Below are 17,037 nucleotides of genomic sequence, written 5' to 3'. Positions count from 1 at the left end.
CACTTCACGTGACTACTTCCGCTGATACACAAGCATTCATCGCGTCCGTCATGGCTGGGCTGACCGGCCCCGGTGGGCCTTTCGAGATGCAAGTCGAGGATGTACTCGGCAGCTCGATGCCCGTCATGAAGAACCGTGACAAGGCACTCGGCGATGTGCTCGCCGCATCCTTCGATTACGGATCACGCGACTACCTGGTGACCAAGGACCGACGCTTCAGCTACCTCGAGCACGGCGAGGCCGTAGCAGCATTGGCCACTGCGCTGCGCGAGCGTTACGGCGTTCGCAAGGGCGATCGGGTGGGCATCCTCGCCGCCAATACGCCGGAATGGGTGATGACCTTCTGGGCGGCTCAGTCGCTTGGCGCCATCGCCGTCGGGTTCAACTCGTGGTGGGTGGCCCGTGAAGTGCAATACGGCATCGATCACACCACTCCCACCGTGGTGATCGCCGACGCCAAACGCGCACAAGTTCTTTCCGAAGTGAACACCGATGTTCCCGTGCTCACGATGGAAGAAGATCTACCGGCCTTGATGGAGAAGTATTCGGGTTCGGCACTGTCCCGCACGTCCGTCGACGAGGACGATCCGGCCGTCATTCTTTACACGAGCGGAACCAGCGGCCGCCCCAAGGGAGCTGTTCACACTCATCGAAACGTGTTGGCCGTCATCGACTACCACCGCTACAGCGATCGCCTCGCTGCGGCGTTCACCGGCCGACCCAGTGACGGCCGACCCAGTGACTTGCGGTATCTGCTGACCGCGCCGCTGTTTCACATTGCAAGCCTGCATAACCTGGCGATCCCACGACTCGCAACGGGCGGAGCGGTGGTCATCCATCAGGGCACCTTCGACGTCGACGAAGTCCTTTCCCTTGTCGAACGCGAGAAGGTCACCAACTGGGCGGTGGTCCCCACCATGGCAACCCGTCTCCTCGAACATGGCAGTCTCGAGAAGTACGACCTGACCTCACTGAGCGCCTTTGCACTCGCGTCTGCGCCGTCATCTCCGGCTTTGCAAGACCGCCTGCGCGCGCGACTGCCTTTTGCGCAGCACACCTTGGTCGACAGTTACGGGCTCACCGAATCCTCCACCGGCATTTCGGTTGCCACGCCACCAGAACTCGCCGCGTTCCCCGGAACTCTCGGACGGCCCATCATCGGTGTGAGTGTGGAGGTCCGTGATCCATTCGGTGTTGCGGTTCCCGACGGCGAGGAGGGCGAAATCTGCGCTCGCAGTCCGTATGTGATGTCGGGATACTGGAACGACGAGACTGCAACTGCTGCCGCCATCGGTCCCGACCGATGGCTCCGAACCGGCGACTTCGGAGTTCTCGAAGACGGCCGACTCCGCCTGACGGGCCGCCGGTCCGATCTGATCCTGCGCGGCGGCGAGAACGTCTACCCTCTCGAAATCGAGCAGACTATCGACGAGCATCCCGCGGTACTCGAATGCGCTGTGATCGGCATTGATTCGGCAGACCTCGGCCAAGAAGTGGCGGCCGTTGTCGTTCTTCGCAGCGAGGGAGCGGCGACCGAAGAAGAACTACGCGACTATGTCGCCGAACGACTGGCCTACTTCAAGGTGCCGGTGAAGTGGAAACTGAGCACAACTCCTCTGCCTCGCAATGCAACCGGGAAGACGATACGCGCAAAGGTGGCTATCTCATGACCTACGACGCCGTGATCAACAACGGTCTGTGGTTCGACGGCACCGGGGCGAAACCAGCTGTCCGCAATCTGGGTATCAGAGGCGGGCTGGTCACTGCCATCTCCCTCGATCCACTCGACGAAACCGACTGTCCCCGTGTCATCGACGCGCGGCGCAAGTGGGTGATCCCGGGCATCGTGGACATCCACACTCACTACGACGTCGAGATCCTCGAAGGCCCGGCGCTGAGCGAATCTCTCAGACACGGGGTCACGTCGATCTTTGTCGGATCGTGTTCCCTGTCCACCATTCACGCCAGCCCGTCGGACGCCGGCGACCTTTTCGGCCGCGTCGAAGCTATCCCACGCAAGCACGTCGTCGAATCACTCACGCGGGCCAAGACCTGGAACTCCGCGAGAGAGTGTGTTGCTGCACTCGAGGCGCTTCCGCTAGGTCCCAACATTGCAGCCTTCATCGGACACTCCGACATGCGAGCCGCCGAGATGGGACTGGATCGTGCTACCAGGAAGGACGTGCACCCCACCGACACCGAACTCGCGTCGATGGAAGCACAGTTGACCGAAGCTCTCGACGCAGGATTCGTCGGGATGTCCAGTCAGCAATTGTTGTTCGACAAACTCGACGGTGAGACCTGCCGCTCACGCACGCTGCCGTCGACGTATGCAACCACGAAAGAACGACGCCGACTCAATGCGATCCTGCGCCGCCGAGGACGGGTATTTCAGGCCGGACCTGACCTCTCCAACCCGATGAGTACCGGAGCGATGGCGTTCTCCAGTGCGGGTATCTGGCGTAAGCGACTCAAGACGAGCATGCTTTCGGCGGCCGACATCAAGTCCAACAAGTTGGCCGTGGTGATCCTCGGCCCACTGGCACACTTGGTCAATCGACTCGGCGGCGACCTGCGCTGGCAGCACCTGCCAGTTCCCTTCGAGGTATATGCCGACGGCATCGACCTGGTTGTCTTCGAGGAGTTCGGATCCGGCGCTGCAGCACTGCATCTGACCGACGAGATGGAACGCAACGTCCTGATGCAGAGTGAGAAGTACCGTCGACAGTTCCGCAAGGACTACGATCAAAAATTCGGCGTCAAAGTCTGGCACCGCGACTTCTTCGACGCCGAAATAGTTTCCTGCCCCGACGAATCCCTTGTCGGCAAGAGCTTCGGGCAGGTCGGCGTCGAACGAGGCGGCCTCCACCCTGTCGATGCATTCCTGGATCTGGTCCTCGAACACGGCACGAAAGTGCGTTGGCGCACAACCATCTCGAACCACCGACCGGAGATTCTGGACAAGTTCGCCCAGGACAACGGTGTCCAACTCGGGTTCTCCGACGCCGGAGCGCATTTGCGCAACATGGCGTTCTACAACTTCGGCTTACGACTACTACGACGTGTCTACGATGCCCAAAAGGTCGGCCGTCCCTTCATGACCGTCGAGGCAGCGGTGCATCGCCTCACCGGCGAACTGGCCGAGTGGTACGACGTCGATGCCGGGCACCTTCGATTAGGTGACCGCGCCGACCTGGTTGTGATCGATCCCGCCCATCTCGACGATTCACTCGAGGCGTACGCCGAAAGTCCGGTCGTGGAGTACGACAACCTCTCCCGCATGGTCAATCGCAATGATCAGACCGTCACCGCAGTGTTCGTCGGCGGCGAGTACGTCTTCGGCGACGGAGAAGCAGCACCCGTTCTCGGCAACCGCCGAACCGGAAAGTTCTTGAAAGCAGGTGCCCATTAACACGTCCAGATTTGCCGGCAAAACCGCGGTTGTCACCGGCGCAGCATCAGGTATCGGTGCAGCCATCGCACTACGACTTATCGGCGAAGGCGCACAGGTAGCCGGAATCGACATCGATGCAGAGGGTTTGAAGGAGATAGCCTCCCAGCACGGCGCGTCTTTCCTCGCCGTTCCCGCTGACGTCACCAAGGAATCCGATGTTGCCGAGGCAATTGCCGCTGCGGCAGCGGAATTCGGCGGTATCGATCTGGCTTTCAACGTTGCCGGGGCGTCGAGGGTGGGGCAGATCGTCGACCTCGACGAGGCCGACTGGGACTTCACCATCGACCTGGTGCAGAAGGGCGTCTTCCTCTGCACCAAACATGAAGCGCGGCATATCCGAGAGCACGGTCGCGGTGGTGCGATAGTCAACGTGTCCTCATTGAACGCGCACGTACCGAGCCCCTACGGGAGCGCGTACGCGACAGGCAAAGCCGGGGTCGAGATGTTCAGCAAGAATGCCGCGATCGAACTCGCTGCGTCGGGGATCCGGGTCAATGCCGTTCTACCCGGCCTGGTCGACACGCCACTGGTCGCGCCGGTCATGAACTACGAACCCGCCCGCGACATGTTTCTCAGCCGAATCCCCATGTCCCGAGCGGCAACTCCCGACGAGATCGCGGGCCCCTGCCTCTATCTCGCCAGCGACGACGCCTCGTACATCACCGGAACCAGTCTGGTCGTCGACGGCGGCTGGGAGGTCTCGAACTACCCGGATCTGACGACGCTGGGCAACTAGGTTCAGTTGCCGGGCAACACGCATTGAGTATCGAGGCCGAGGACGTGGTTGAGCCGGCCGAAGGCCAACCACGATCCGAGGCACATGCTCAACTCGACGATTTCTCGCTGGGAGTAGTGAGCTGTCATGCGTTCCCAGAACTCGTCGTCGAGCCCGTGGTGGTCGAGGGCGTATCTCTCGGCGTATTCGGCAGCGAGGCGCGTCCTGTCGTCGAAGGCATCTGTGGTGCGCCAGTCGGTGACAGACTGATCGAACGTCGACTCCACAGTCTCGCCGTCACGCTCGGTGCGCCAGTCCTGACAGAAGATGCACCCGTTGATCTGAGCGATCCGAAGCCTGGCCGCCTCGAACTCACGGAGTCCGAGAGTGCCGTCCGTGTAGACCTTTTGGGAGAAACCGGCGGCCGCGGGCCCGATGCCGGGAACCATCTCGCCCCACACGTAGCCGATCGGGTTCTTGCCTTCGGGTATGTCGATATTCATGTGAGTACCTCCGAGTTTCGGGCACCGAGCTTGCCGACGCCGGGTGTGAGCGGAACGTCCAGCGCGTCGTAGAGGCCGGGTTCAGCCTGACATAGCCACGGAATTGCGTTGACGAGACGTCCTACGGCCGTGGCATTTCCACCGGCCGCGCGGTTTCCACCTTCATCGGTGGCTTCGACGTTGATCTCGATTCGTGGTCGTCCTTCGACGATCACCTTGTGCGCGCCGTCGCCTCCGTCGGGCGGGAGCGGCCAGTCGCGGGCACAGGACGGATGAATACGCGTGACGTGTTCGATCACGATCAGGGGTTCCCCGCCGACGATTCCCTGAACCTCGAATCGCAGTGCGCCTTGGGTGCCGGCCGCGAACTCCCCCATATGTTCGGTCGACACGGTTTCCTCGAGCGGGCGGCGCAGCAAGGTCTCGCGGATCTCGTCGAGTTCCACCCCGAGCGCTCGGGCGATGAGCCGAATCTGCCCGCCCCAGACCATGGTGGGAACACTGGGCGCGACCATCGGAGGTTCGTAGTCCATCGGCTGACCCATCCCGATCAGGTAGCGGACCGAATCCGGCTGTTCGTAGGTCGTGTAGTCGAAGATTTCCTGACACCGGATCTGGTCGATTGTCCCCGCGAGCCCGCTGACGAGAATCGGCAGGATGTCGTTGCCCCAGCCTGGGTCGATACCGGAGACGAACAGAGCGCCGCCGCCCGCCTTGGCAGCAGCTTCAACGGGATCACGAAGTTCGGGAGGCGCAGATTTCGGGTCGTACAGCGCATATACCGACGGCGTGACCACTACAGCTCCAGCGGCCAGCGCCCGCGTGATGTCGGCAACCGCGTCGTCGGGCCGAATGTCGCCGGACGCCGCGTAGACCACCGCGCCGGGGGACGCTGCGAGCACGGCATCGGCGTCGTCGGTAGCCGCGACGCCCAGGTGCACTCCCAGATCGGCGAGGTCACCGGCGTCTCGCCCGACCTTTGCAGGGTTGGCAACGATGACGCCGACAAGTTCGAGGGCCGGATTGGCTGTCACAGCGCGAATCGATGCACGCCCGACGTTGCCGGTACCCCACACGACAGTCGGAATCTTGGACTCGGCTTCATTCGAAACTGCACCCATCAACCGGACATTACCCAGCTCAGCGCGTCAGGTCAGCAGAACTGCAAGAATTCGTTTCACTTCATCCGGTCAAAAATGCCATTGCCTGCGCAGTCAGTGCGCCGTCACCCCGCCTCCGGTACGTCTCGGCGGGTCGGCCGTTACCTGGTCTGCTCATCTCGCCGGTACTTTCGAGCGCGTCGAACACCTGCCGGCGGAAGCTGTCCTTCTGGAACGGACGATCGAAGATCACCTCGTACAGTCCCCGAAGTTCGGCGACGGTGAACGTCCCGCCCGACAATCCGTCCGGATCCACGTACGACGCATACCTCGTGCGTAGGTCCGTGACCGCGAGTCGCACCATGTCGGCATGGTCGAACGCGAGTCCCCTCACTGCCTCGTCGTCGTACACATCGACGAGAAGCGTCGAATCGGGCAGTGCCGATTCCGGTAGGCCCGCGGTATGCGCGACCGACAAAACCCATCCACGGTCGTCGCGGTCCGGTCGGTCGAAGATCGCCAACTGGTGAAAGCTCGTCTGGGTCAATTCTGCCTTGACCGACAGGGCACGATCGGCTGCGGCCGTGAGCAATTCGCGTTCGTGCAGAAATGTTCCCGGTAGCGCCAGCGCACCGAGACGGTGCCGAACCACCAGAACTTTCAGAGATCCACCGCTGTAGGTCAGCACCGCGACGTCCACTGCCACAGACGGACGCGGATAGTCCGTCAATCCCTTGCCGCTCGTGCCTGTCCATTTATTCACCCTTGCATGTTATCTCAAACATGATCTATGGTTAGCGCAAAGTTGATCAAACGATCATCGCGAACCGAAGAGGTGGCTATGAAACTCACCGCACAGCAGTCCGATCGAGCGGCCGGCGTTCTGCTCGGCACCGCAGCAGGAGACGCACTCGGCGCCGGCTACGAATTCACCTACACGAAGGCCGAGGTCACGATCGACATGATCGGTGGCGGCCCGTTCGACTGGGCGCCGGGAGAATGGACCGACGACACCTCGATGGCAGTTGCGATCGCCGAGGTGGCCGCTACCGGAATCGACATCGGAAGCTCTGACGGTCTCGATGCCATTGCAGCACAGTTCATCCGGTGGTACGACTCGAAGCCCGCGGACATCGGCAACCAGACGCGAGCAGTGTTGTCTGCCCGCTCCGAAAGCGCAGCGGCGATGGCGGATCGTGCGCGGGCGATCAGCGGCCGCAAGGCCGGCAACGGCTCGCTCATGCGGACTGCTCCCGTCGCCCTCTCCTACTTGGACGATGCAGAAGGTGCCAGGTCGGCAGCGCACCGGATCAGTTCACTCACGCACGACGACCCGCGTGCCGGACAGGCGTGCGAGTTGTGGACCCATGCCATCCACCATGCCGTTGTCGCCGGCAACTTCGACGGTGTTCGCGGCTTCCTCTCCGTTGCCGATCAGGACGTCGCCGAATACTGGGGCCCGCTGCTCGATCAGGCCGAAACCGGGAATCCGCAGGACTTCTCCAAGAACGGTTGGGTGGTGCATGCACTTCAGACTGCTTGGTGGGCTATCACTTCGACGGACAATGCCGACGCTCGCCACCTCCAGTACGCATTGGAAGCAGCCGTACGAGCCGGCGGGGACACCGACACGACTGCGGCCATCGCGGGTGGCCTTCTCGGCGCCCGTTGGGGAGCGTCGGCGGTTCCCGCCCGCTGGCGCCGAATCATGCACGGCTGGCCGGGATACCGTTCCTCCGATCTGGTTCGCCTGGCGATCAAGACTGCTCGCGGCGGTACCGACGACAAGAACGGATGGCCGTCGACGGCAGAACCCGATTACTCGAAATTCCGCGGAACCCACCACCTGACCACGCATCCGCACGACGACGGCGTCATGCTCGGCGGCGTCGATGCAGTGTCCACTGCAGACTACGACGCCGTGGTCAGCCTGTGCCGCATGGGAACACGGCAGGTCAGCTCCGATCACGTCGAGTTCTGGTTGGTCGACGACGGTCACGATTCCAACGCCAACCTCGAGTTCGTTCTCGACGACGCAGCGCGCACCGTCCAGGCGTTGCGGGCCGAGGGAAAGCGCGTACTCCTTCATTGCGTTCAGGCGCACAGTCGCACACCGTCGGTTGCGGCGCGATACTCGATGTTGATCGGACGTGACCCCTACGACGTACGCTCGGCTATGCCGTGGGCTCGCCCGAAGCGTGAACTCTGGAACACGGCAGTCGGAAACACAGCCGTCGGAAACACAGGAGGATCCATGCCCGCTATTACCGTCGTCGAAGGTGACATCACGACGCTGACCGTCGACGCCATCGTCAATGCGGCCAACTCCAGGCTCCTCGGCGGTGGCGGTGTCGACGGCGCGATCCACCGAGCCGGAGGACCGGAGATCCTGAAGGCCTGCGAGGTATTGCGCAACACCAGCCTTCCCGACGGCCTCCCGGTGGGTGCGGCCGTGGCCACCACCGCGGGAAAGCTCCACGCCAAGGCCGTGATTCACACCGTCGGCCCGAGGTATTCGCGCTCCGAGGACCGATCCGGATTGCTTCGGTCGGCGTACACCCGCAGTCTCGCCGTTGCCGACTCGATCGGCGCACGAACCGTCGCCTTTCCGTTGATCTCGGCAGGGGTTTACGGCTGGCCGAAGGAAGATGCGGTCCGACAGGCCGTTTCAGCGATTCGCACGGCGAAGACCGAGGTCGAGACGGTCACACTGGTCGCATTCAACAAGGAGACGGCAGAACTGATGCGCCGCGCGATCGCCTGACCGTTTACCGGGCCCACTTCACGCCACGTCAAAGCAGTGCAGAGCGGTCAGACAAGTGGAGAAATTTCGCCGGTTGGACGTTTGTCCAACAATTTGTCCGAATCGCATATTTCGCGGCTCGCTCTGTGTTCTACTCCTCTCCAGGGTTTGAGCTGGTGGTGAGCAAACGACGAAGACGTATTCGCTTCTCTGTCAGCTCGAGGCCGGTTCCCGGACCCGGCTTCAAGCCGAGAGCTCGATCTTTTCGAGCGCTACTCAAGGAGAATGTGAATGGTGTCGACGTTGATGCGCCGAGGAGTAGGGGTGGCCGCATCCTTGACCGGATGCGTTGCCCTGGTCGTCGGCGGAGCGGGAGTTTCATCCGCCGCTGATGTGAACCTTCCGTTCACGGCATCGTGTCACGGGTGGCAGTTCCCCGGTCCGATCACACACAACGAGACGCGTGATTCCGGCGTCACGATCAGTGCCCCGACCGTGGTTCCGCCGAACTCGACCTTCACCTACCGACTCGCCCCCAAGCCGATGACGGTCCCCAATGACGGCTACGACCTCAGGTCCGTCGTGAACTGGACACGTCTCAAGTTCGATTTCGACATCCCTGCAGGCACCTCTTACGTGGGGGCGCAGATCGTGGCCGGCACCAGCTCGAATCTGGGTGGGGTCGCCCCGACGATCACGCGGGTGAACGATGCCGGTTCACCCGATCCGAATGGGACGCATCTTCGTATCTCCGGCAACAACATCACGGCGGGCAACGGACCCAACACCGACGACAACGGCGGCGGCGGAATCGAGGTCGGTGGAGGAAAGACGTTCCAGCTCCCGGCAGTCGACGTCACCGTCACGTCAGGGGCTGTGGGAACCCAGATCAAGCCCATGCTCCGCGTTTCCGACACCAACTCCGGTTCCTACGACAGTGCCGCCAACTACCTGACCTTCCTGCAACAGGAAACCCTGCTCGGCGGCGTCAAATACTGGCTGACCACCAATTGCTCACCACGCGACAATCGTTCGGCCGGATTGAACGCAGGCGGCCAGCCGCTCGCCGTGATCAATGTCGACTCCAGCCTCGCTCAGACACAGACGCGAATCGACGCACCCGGTAAAGCTGTCGTCGGTGACTCCGTGGAACTGACGGCGACGGTCACTCCGTGGCCGTCGGGAGGAACAGTGCAGTTCCGTGACGGAGGGGTCGACCTCGGCGCTCCGGTGGCCGTCGTCAACGGCGTCGCGAAGGCCAACCGCACGATGACAACAGTGGGCGACCACAACATCACGGCGTACTACACGGGATCTGCAGGCTTCATGGAGTCGATGTCGGGCGCCGTGACGATCAACGTCGTCGAACCGTCCGAGCCCGAGCCGGGCACCGGTAGCCTCGGCAGCCTTGGTACCCCGGGATTCGGGTCGTGAAAACTGTGAACAGAAACCAGGATTCGTCGATGAACTCGAAACTGTTACGCGGCTCTGCGATTGCAACCGTCTCGGTACTGGCAGGCGGGTTGTTCTCCATCGTCGGCGGCGGGACCGCCTCTGCTGCCCCCGAGACCACGAGCGTGGCCTTCACAACTGCATGCCATGTGCGCGAGATGGACGGTGCGGCAAGTCCGATCACATTCAACGAGACGCTCGGCTCGGGGGTCACCATCACCGCACCGACCACCGCGGCACCAGGTGAGACCGTCACCTACCGCGTGCAGCCGAACGAGATGAAGGCAAACAGCGGCGGCCATGCCAGCCGTGGAGTCGTGCATTGGGCCCGGATCAAGTACGACTTCGACATCCCGTCGGGCGTCGAATTCGTGAGTTCCCAGCTTGTGGCGGACAGTGCGTACGGCCTCGGATCCGACAGTGCCACTCCAACAGTCACACAGATCGACGACGGCGGTAATCCATCGGCATCCGGTACGCACCTGCGTATCTCCGGATCGAATCGGACCATCGGAAACGGTCCGTCCTCCGCGGTTCGATCGAGTGACGGCATCATCGTCGGTGCCAACACCAAGTTCCGACTCCCCGCAGTCGACGTCACAGTCAAAGCCGGTGCGGCTGGTAGCGAGATCAAGCCTTCGCTGCGAGTTTCCGATCCCGGCTCCGCCAACTACGACGACGACCGAAATGCGCTCACATTCGTCCAGCGCGAGAAGGATGTCTTCACAGTCAACTACTGGGAGCGCTACAACTGCTCCCCGCGGGACAACAGGAACTCCGGCCTCAACGCCGGTGGGCAGGCCCTGACCACCATCTACGTCAGCCAACCGACAACCACCACAATCCAGATGCCCGACTCGATCCAAGCCAGCACACCGACAGAGCTTGTCGCAAAGGTGGATCCGGCTCCGGTCAACGGAAACGTGCAGTTCAGGGTGGACGGCGCTGACGTCGGTACACCTGTCACGCCCGGTGCCGACGGCACTGCCCGGCTACCGCATACCTTCTTCACCGCCGGAACCGCGCGGGTCTCCGCAACGTTCCAGGGAGTCAACGGATTCCAGAGTTCCAACTCGACAGAGGCGATGGTCACGGTGACTGCCGCACCTGTCGTCAAGCAGACCGACACTGCCGTGAACGTTCCTACCGATGCAAAGACGGGCGTATCGGTGTCGCTGAGGGCGCAGGTCACGCCGACCCCCACTGGTGGCACTCTCCAGTTCAAGGATGGCGCTGCAAATATCGGTGCCCCGATCCCGGTGGGCGCTGACGGAAAAGCCACTCTGGAACACGCATTCACCTCGGCCGGATCTCATGCAGTGTCGGCCTACTACTCCGGCGCAACAGGATTCATGCCGTCGATGGCATCAGCCCAAACGGTCACCGTGTCTGATCCTGCGCCGTCCGATGTCACCACCTCGACCTCACTGGCAGCTCCCGCGACGGCCAAGCAGAATGTCGCGGCAGAACTTTCCGCAACGGTCAGTCCTAATCCGGGCGGGGGTTCGGTTCAGTTCTTCGACGGTGACCAACCCATCGGACAACCCGTTGTCGTCGGAGTCGATGGTGTGGCGCGACTGACGCACACTTTCGCATCGACGGGCGACCATCCGATCAAGGCGGCATACGCCGGGCGAAGCGGATTCACGCAGTCTGCGTCGGACGAATCCGTCGTAAAGGTTTCTGCTGCGCCTGATGATGGCGGAAACGGCGGCTCGGGCAGCCTCGGTTCGCTGGGCGGTCTCTTCGGTTCCTGATCGCATTTCTCTCGACACTGTTGCCGCTGCACCGATTCGGAGCAGCGGCAACAGCATGTCGCGGCCGTAGCCATAGCACTGATTGATTGATCGATGGAGCACAAGTGTCCAGGAATTCCTTTTCTCGACGGTCGTTTCTCGCCGCCGGGGTCGGTGCGACTGCAGTCGCCGCCGCTTCCCTTCTGCCGCCGTCGCTTCAACGTGCACTGGCGACACCCGCAAACTCCGGCGGGCTCGATTCGATCGAGCATGTTGTCCTCGTCATGCAGGAGAACAGATCTTTCGACCACTACTACGGCGCTCTGAGGGGTGTCCGCGGCTTCGGGGATCCGAATGCGTTGCGTCTACGCAGCGGCCAAAGCGTCTTCGAACAACCCGGACCTACCGGTCCTGTGCTCCCCTTCCCCATCCGCGATTCCGCTGCAGCACAACGCATGGACACCCAGAACGTCACCGGGCTGGATCACAGCTGGGCGGGCGGACATGCCGCACTCGCCGACGGCTGGCACGACGGTTGGATTGCGGCAAAAACCGGTACGACGATGGCGTACTACGACCGGCAAGACATACCCTTTCATTACGAACTGGCGGACTCGTTCACAATCTGCGACGCCTACCACTGCTCCGTTCCGACGTCGACGAGCCCCAACCGGAACTATTGGGTCTCTGGATACACCGGATACGAGCCACTTTCGCCGAATCCGACCGAATCGGTCCTGCCTTCGGATCCGCCCGGCCCCGAGGGAAGAGCTGTAACCAATGCGGCCTACAACCCCTGGCACGCCGGCTACGGATGGACGACGGTTCCCGAGCGGTTGCAGTCCGCCGGCATTTCCTGGAAGACCTACCAAGAGTGGGACAACTTCGGAGACAACAACCTCGAATACTTCACTGCCTTCAAGAAAGTGGCGGCAGGGCTGCTTGGTCGGCCAAGCCTGCTCCCCTACGAACTGCAGACCTTGGCCGGGTTCTATCTCGCCCTGCCGTCGATGCCGGCGCCGGTCCAGGACGCAGCGGTACTGGCCCTCGAGAATGCTGCAGACCAACTGTCGCCTGCTGATCGCCAACTCTACGATCGCGCACTGTACCGATCCCGGCCCGGCACACTGGCCGCCGAGTTCAGGAAGGACGTCGAGTCGGGCCGACTGCCGCAAGTCAGTTATCTCGTTCCGTCCGAAGTGGATTCGGAGCACCCATCGGGATCGTCACCTGCGGCGAGCGCAACACTGCTCTATCAAGTGCTCGACGCCGTCGCCTCCGATCCCGATCTGTGGGCGAAGACGGCCGTGATCGTCAACTTCGACGAGAACGACGGGTACTTCGACCATGTACCGCCACCTCGACCACCGCGCTCGGTCGAAACCGAATGGGTCGGCAATCAGCCGCTCGGCCTCGGCCCGAGGGTGCCGATGACGATCATCTCGCCGTGGACTGTTGGCGGTTTCGTTTGTTCACAAGTGTTCGACCACACGTCCGTCACGCAATTCCTGGAGAAGCGGTTCGGAATCACGCAGCCGGAAATCGATCCGTGGCGACGCACGGTGAGTGGCGACCTGACGTCGGCGTTCGACTTCGCCAACCCGCGTAGCCGACCGACTTTGGCGCGCCCGCAGCCCACTCCGCCTCTGGAACCGCGGTGGACACCGACCCCACCCACCGAGCAGAGAATGCCCCTGCAGGAAAGCGGCACTCGACCAGCACGGGCCCTTCCCTATCAGCCCGACGCCTACACGACGGTGAACCCGGAAACCGGCTCGTTGACGGTCCATCTGGTCAATGCCGGCGCCGCATCAACTCACCTGGCCTTGTACCCGTACGCAGGTGAGTTCGACGAGCCACGGCATTACGACCTCCTGGGCGAGATCGATGACACCGTTGCGCTCAGTGATCGCGTCTACAGCCTGACCCTGTTGGGTCCCAATGGTTTCAGGCGCAAGTTCAGTGGAGCTACAGACAGTGCGGCAGCTTCGCTCGACGTCTCGACAACCATCGACGCAGGGTCGCGCGCGCTTGTACTGACCGCGAACAATTCCGGAAGTCGTGCACTCTCCGTCGACGTCGACGGAGACCGACGGAAGCTCGCTGCCGGCGCACGCGGCCGGTGGGCGGTGGCGTCGGTGGACGGCTGGTATCAGGCCACCGTGACGGTCGACGAAGATCTTGAATTCAAGCGCGTGCTCGTCGGACACATCGAAAACGGGCGTACCAGCGTAAGCCAACCGACGTGAATCGACACCGAGTGATCAAGACCAGGGCTGAATCCCCAGTCGGACAAGTCAATCCATCCACACATCCAGGAGGAGTTTCCGTGCGCCGTATCCCGCTCTCAGCACTGATAGTCGCGGGCTCACTGATACTGGGCGGCGGAATCGCCGCTGCCGAAGGTAGCCTGCCCACGTCGGGGAGCGCCGGTGGCACTTCGATGTCGCCGTCGTACCTGACCGATGACGCCGGCCGCTCCTTGATCCTGCGAGGGTTCAACACGGCGTCGAGCGCAAAAAGCGCACCCGACGGCATGCCGAAGTTCACCGAAGCCGACCTCGAGCGCGAACATGCAGACATGGGAACAAATTTCGTGCGGTTCCTGATCTCCTGGCGTTCGGTCGAACCGGAACCAGGACAGTACGACCAGGAGTATCTCGACCGCGTCGAGGACCGGGTCAGCTGGTATGCCGAGCGCGGCTACAAGGTCATGCTCGACATGCATCAAGACGTCTATTCCGGCGCGATCACACCAGAGGGCAACAGCGGCAACGGCGCCGGCAACATCGGCAACGGTGCCCCGGCCTGGGCGACATACATGGACGGCCTTCCGGTCAGCCCTCAAGACCGCTGGGAGCTGTACTACATCCAACCCGGCGTGATGCGCGCATTCGACAACTTCTGGAACACCACCGGCCAACACCCCGAACTGGTCGAGCACTACGCGAACGCATGGCAGGCGGTGGCCGAACGTTTTGCAGGCAATGACACCGTCGTGGCATACGACCTGATGAACGAGCCGTGGGGCGGTTCCCTCCAAGGCCCCGCATTCGAAGGCGGGCCCCTCGCTGCCCTGTATCAGCGAACCACCAACGCCATCAGGGAAGTTGATCAGGACAGCTGGGTGTGCGTGGCCCCGCAGGCCGTCGGCGTCAACCAAGGTGTCCCCAGCGGACTGACGAAGATCAACGACCCACGAGCCGGCGAACAGCGAATCGCCTACTGCCCACACCTGTACCCACTGCCCCTCGACCTCGGTGACGGATACTCCGGCCTCTCACGCACACTCACCGACGCGACCATCGACACCTGGCGCGACAGCGTCGAACACATCGCCGGAAACGTACTCGGCGGCGTCCCGGTCATTCTCGGCGAATTCGGGCTCGACACAACACTGCCCGGCGCAACCGACTACATCGACCGCGTCTACACGACCGCCCGAGAACTCGGCGCGGGTGTCTCGTACTGGTCCAGTGATCCCGGGCCTTGGGGCCCGTACCTGCCGGACGGAACACAGACACTCCTCGTCGACACCCTGAACAAGCCGTATCCGCGTGCCGTCGCTGGCACACCCACCGAATGGTCCTCGAGCGTCGACCGCCTTCAGTTGACGTTCACCCCGAACCCCGCGGTGACGGCGCCGACGGAGATCTACCTACCCGAGAGCGGCTTTCCCGGCGGCGTCGACGTCGCAGGCGCCGACATCGTGAACTGGAACCCCCAAAGCCGTCTTCTCACAGTGGAAACCGCGGACGACGCGGGCCCCGTCACAGTCACGGTGACGCCGGCAAGCTGATCGCGAGCGTCGAAGTTCCTGGATACTTGTCCAGTTCTTTCGTAACGTACAAGCGACGGGTGATCAGCCGACGGAAGGCGAGTATGTCCACGGAGAAGATGTCTGTCCAAGATCGTGTTGCGCGGGTGGTGCTCGATGTCGTTGGCGCCTTACCGACCGGCGCGCAGCGCATTCTCGGTGGCAAGCCGAAGGAGATCGACGGACAGACTCTGCACCCCGAGATCCAGCTTGCACTGCGATTGCTCTCGGCAGTGGAAGGTACGAGCTTCGAGCATCTTCCGGTCGAAGAGGGACGAGCTCAGATCGACGCCGAATCGCGACTGTTCGGCGGTACGCCCATCGACATCGAAACGGTTCGCGACCTCGAGATCCCGGCCGGGGACCACGCGATTTCCGCTCGGCTGTATCGCCCCGCCGGGGTCTCCACGCCCGCTCCACTTTTGGTGTACTTCCACGGCGGCGGGTTCGTCCTCGGCAGCCTCGAGAGCGGCGACAGTGTGTGCCGCTTCCTGGCCCGCCACGGCGAAGTCAGTGTGCTGTCGGTGGACTACCGGCTGGCACCGGAGTTCCCCTTTCCCTCCGGGGTCGACGACGCCGTCGCCGCATTCCGGTACTGCGTCGAACATGCCGCGGAACTGGGCGCCGATCCGAAATCCATTGCAGTGGGCGGAGACAGCGCCGGCGGGAACCTGGCTGCCGTCGTCGCGCAGTCCACGACCGAAGACGACGTCAAACCCGCATTCCAACTGCTCTTCTTTCCCTGGGTGGACCTTTCGTCGAAGCGCCCGTCGCACAAGATGTTCGGCACCGACTTCTTTCTCACCGACGCCCAACTCGACTGGTATGCAGCCCATTACCTGTCGGGCGGCACTTCGGCTCTCGACCCGCGAGTCTCACCGCTGCTCACTCCGGACCTGGCCGGCCTACCGCCCGCGTACGTTGCGGTCGCCGGTTTCGACCCACTACGCGACGAGGGCGAAGCGTATGCGAACCGGCTGCGAGAGGCCGGAGTCCCGGTCGCACTGAGGCGTCACAGCGGTTTGATCCATGCCTTCGTCAACACCACCGGCGTCGGCCACACCGGACAAGACGCGATGTTCGAGGCCTGTGGCGCTCTGCGAGTTGGACTTTCGGGCCCGCGCTGAGGGCACCTCAGGAAACGGGGAGTGCCAGATCCGCCCACTCGACCATCGCTTCGAGCACGGAGCGCAGTTCCATCCCCGTCGCGGTGAGTTCGTACTCCACTCGCGGCGGCACCTCGGCGTAAGCAGTCCGGGTCACCAGGTCGAACTCCTCGAAACGTTTGAGCCTGGCCGACAGTGTCCTTGGACTGATGCCGGGCAAAGCGCGTCGTAGTTCCGTGAAGCGCATGGGGCCGTGCGTGAGCTCACGAACGATCAGCGTTGCCCACGGCCCGTCCAGGACCAGCAGGAAGCGCGCGACGCCGCACTCCGGAAGCACGTGACCTGATTCACTCATCGATTCCCCATTAGTTCACTTGAAGTAACTGGTTCCCGATGTGAACTATAGGCGTC

13 protein-coding genes are annotated in these 17,037 nt (G+C 62.7%); 9 read left to right on the top strand and 4 right to left on the bottom strand.

Features of this window, described 5'->3' with window-relative positions; genetic code table 11:
- The first annotated feature begins 8 nt into the window (after window positions 1–8).
- From R4P70_RS01420 to R4P70_RS01410, 3 genes are read left to right on the top strand one after another with little or no spacing between them, the layout of a single operon-like run.
- Window positions 9–1,670 carry a class I adenylate-forming enzyme family protein gene (locus R4P70_RS01420; protein WP_205907079.1) on the top strand — a complete coding sequence of 554 codons (1,662 nt, stop codon included), beginning with the start codon at window positions 9–11 and terminating at the stop codon, window positions 1,668–1,670.
- A complete protein-coding gene (locus R4P70_RS01415; RefSeq protein WP_317830268.1) occupies window positions 1,667–3,412 on the top strand; it encodes a hypothetical protein in 1,746 nt (581 codons plus the stop codon). The genes R4P70_RS01420 and R4P70_RS01415 overlap by 4 nt, the downstream gene beginning before the upstream one ends.
- Complete coding sequence (locus R4P70_RS01410) at window positions 3,402–4,190, top strand: SDR family NAD(P)-dependent oxidoreductase (protein ID WP_029256589.1); 789 nt, start codon at window positions 3,402–3,404, stop codon at window positions 4,188–4,190. The genes R4P70_RS01415 and R4P70_RS01410 overlap by 11 nt, the downstream gene beginning before the upstream one ends.
- Window positions 4,191–4,192: 2 nt before the next feature.
- Here the strand turns inward: R4P70_RS01410 and R4P70_RS01405 are convergent, their stop codons facing one another.
- The 3 genes from R4P70_RS01405 to R4P70_RS01395 form a co-directional block, all read right to left on the bottom strand.
- Window positions 4,193–4,672 (bottom strand): carboxymuconolactone decarboxylase family protein, encoded by a 480-nt coding sequence (locus tag R4P70_RS01405; protein ID WP_003943220.1) that lies wholly within the window; start codon window positions 4,670–4,672, stop codon window positions 4,193–4,195.
- Entirely contained in the window at window positions 4,669–5,793 is a 1,125-nt protein-coding gene (locus tag R4P70_RS01400) for a dihydrodipicolinate reductase (RefSeq protein WP_279218187.1), read from the bottom strand. The genes R4P70_RS01405 and R4P70_RS01400 overlap by 4 nt, the downstream gene beginning before the upstream one ends.
- Before the next feature lie 61 nt (window positions 5,794–5,854).
- Complete coding sequence (locus R4P70_RS01395; protein ID WP_317830267.1) at window positions 5,855–6,535, bottom strand: NrtR DNA-binding winged helix domain-containing protein; 681 nt, start codon at window positions 6,533–6,535, stop codon at window positions 5,855–5,857.
- Between the two features lie 78 nt (window positions 6,536–6,613).
- Between R4P70_RS01395 and R4P70_RS01390 the strand changes: the two genes are divergently transcribed.
- From R4P70_RS01390 to R4P70_RS01365, 6 genes are all read left to right on the top strand, one after another.
- Complete coding sequence (locus R4P70_RS01390; protein WP_317830266.1) at window positions 6,614–8,536, top strand: O-acetyl-ADP-ribose deacetylase; 1,923 nt, start codon at window positions 6,614–6,616, stop codon at window positions 8,534–8,536.
- Between the two features lie 270 nt (window positions 8,537–8,806).
- The gene (locus tag R4P70_RS01385) at window positions 8,807–9,949 is read left to right on the top strand and encodes an Ig-like domain-containing protein (RefSeq protein ID WP_046379547.1); all 1,143 of its coding nucleotides are present in this window, start codon (window positions 8,807–8,809) and stop codon (window positions 9,947–9,949) included.
- A 29-nt stretch (window positions 9,950–9,978) separates the two neighbouring features.
- Window positions 9,979–11,724 (top strand): Ig-like domain-containing protein, encoded by a 1,746-nt coding sequence (locus R4P70_RS01380; RefSeq protein ID WP_317830265.1) that lies wholly within the window; start codon window positions 9,979–9,981, stop codon window positions 11,722–11,724.
- 104 nt (window positions 11,725–11,828) lie between these two features.
- On the top strand, window positions 11,829–13,952 hold the full coding sequence (locus R4P70_RS01375; RefSeq protein ID WP_317830264.1) for a phosphocholine-specific phospholipase C: 2,124 nt from the start codon (window positions 11,829–11,831) through the stop codon (window positions 13,950–13,952).
- Window positions 13,953–14,032: 80 nt separating this feature from the next.
- Window positions 14,033–15,502: a cellulase family glycosylhydrolase gene (locus R4P70_RS01370; protein ID WP_133727324.1), complete on the top strand. Its 1,470-nt coding sequence runs from the start codon at window positions 14,033–14,035 to the stop codon at window positions 15,500–15,502.
- Between the two features lie 83 nt (window positions 15,503–15,585).
- A complete protein-coding gene (locus R4P70_RS01365; protein WP_081098286.1) occupies window positions 15,586–16,647 on the top strand; it encodes an alpha/beta hydrolase in 1,062 nt (353 codons plus the stop codon).
- Between the two features lie 7 nt (window positions 16,648–16,654).
- On the opposite strand, the gene R4P70_RS01360 is transcribed toward R4P70_RS01365, so the two are convergent.
- The gene (locus R4P70_RS01360) at window positions 16,655–16,981 is read right to left on the bottom strand and encodes a winged helix-turn-helix transcriptional regulator (RefSeq protein ID WP_019745900.1); all 327 of its coding nucleotides are present in this window, start codon (window positions 16,979–16,981) and stop codon (window positions 16,655–16,657) included.
- Between the last annotated feature and the right edge of the window lie 56 nt (window positions 16,982–17,037).

It is taken from the genome of Rhodococcus sp. IEGM 1241, assembly GCF_033142365.1.
GTDB classification, from domain to species: domain Bacteria; phylum Actinomycetota; class Actinomycetes; order Mycobacteriales; family Mycobacteriaceae; genus Rhodococcus_F; species Rhodococcus_F erythropolis.
This window is presented reverse-complemented; position numbering and strand designations above follow the sequence as displayed.

Coding starts and splice junctions, on each gene's coding strand:
- R4P70_RS01405 (WP_003943220.1), bottom strand. CDS start 4,672: ATGAATATCGACATACCCGAAGGCAAGAACCCGATCGGCTACGTGTGG.
- R4P70_RS01365 (WP_081098286.1), top strand. CDS start 15,586: ATGTCCACGGAGAAGATGTCTGTCCAAGATCGTGTTGCGCGGGTGGTG.
- R4P70_RS01390 (WP_317830266.1), top strand. CDS start 6,614: ATGAAACTCACCGCACAGCAGTCCGATCGAGCGGCCGGCGTTCTGCTC.
- R4P70_RS01415 (WP_317830268.1), top strand. CDS start 1,667: ATGACCTACGACGCCGTGATCAACAACGGTCTGTGGTTCGACGGCACC.
- R4P70_RS01380 (WP_317830265.1), top strand. CDS start 9,979: ATGAACTCGAAACTGTTACGCGGCTCTGCGATTGCAACCGTCTCGGTA.
- R4P70_RS01400 (WP_279218187.1), bottom strand. CDS start 5,793: ATGGGTGCAGTTTCGAATGAAGCCGAGTCCAAGATTCCGACTGTCGTG.
- R4P70_RS01360 (WP_019745900.1), bottom strand. CDS start 16,981: ATGAGTGAATCAGGTCACGTGCTTCCGGAGTGCGGCGTCGCGCGCTTC.
- R4P70_RS01385 (WP_046379547.1), top strand. CDS start 8,807: ATGGTGTCGACGTTGATGCGCCGAGGAGTAGGGGTGGCCGCATCCTTG.